We start from the raw sequence: 587 nt of genomic DNA, 5'->3' as shown, positions 1-587 counted from the left end.
ACATCCAGATGTCGTAGAGCGCATTTCTATCCAGCTCTGTAAATTCCATATCTGCCTCCGATAATTCAAGTGCCAATACACTCTCACACTTGCTTGAGATAAATGTTAGCGATAAGTCAGAGAACTTATAATTGATCGTTCGAATATTTGCGCTCAGCGAAGGTATGGCAAGGCTTGCACACGTCTGCTTTCGATTCAAAATTCATCAGATAATAGTGATAAATGGATGAAATCCCGGAAATTACTGGGGTGATACTTCAATATCTGCTACCTTTCCCTCCATGGTTCATCAGAAATAAAAGTTACTTATGTCACAGTGGTTTACCGATTTACAAAACTATGTACAAGCGCATAGTCAGGATTGGAGCGGAAGTGTTCTTTTTATCACGTTAGCCAGTTTTATCGCATGGATCGCTTGGCGAGTGATCCGTTCCCGTCTTGCAATTCTTGTCGAGAAAACCCCTTTTCATTGGGATAACATGTTGCTTGATGCGCTCAAAGCGCCAGTGAGCACACTCATTTGGTGTTGGCCTGCTACGGTGTCACTCGGCATCATTTTAGAAAGCGAACTGAATGACAAGATCAAT

At 42.2% G+C, this 587-nt stretch carries 2 pseudogenes; one reads left to right on the top strand and one right to left on the bottom strand.

The annotated features are described in order from the left end of the window. Positions 1-199 (bottom strand): annotated as a pseudogene (locus R7Z49_RS26455) (hypothetical protein); the annotation flags it as partial. Positions 200-308: 109 nt separating this feature from the next. Between R7Z49_RS26455 and R7Z49_RS26450 the strand changes: the two are divergent. Further along, a pseudogene (locus tag R7Z49_RS26450) lies at positions 309-587 on the top strand (mechanosensitive ion channel family protein); the annotation flags it as partial.

Source organism: Vibrio sp. 1562 (assembly GCF_033340155.1).
GTDB lineage: Bacteria > Pseudomonadota > Gammaproteobacteria > Enterobacterales > Vibrionaceae > Vibrio > Vibrio alginolyticus.
This window is presented reverse-complemented; position numbering and strand designations above follow the sequence as displayed.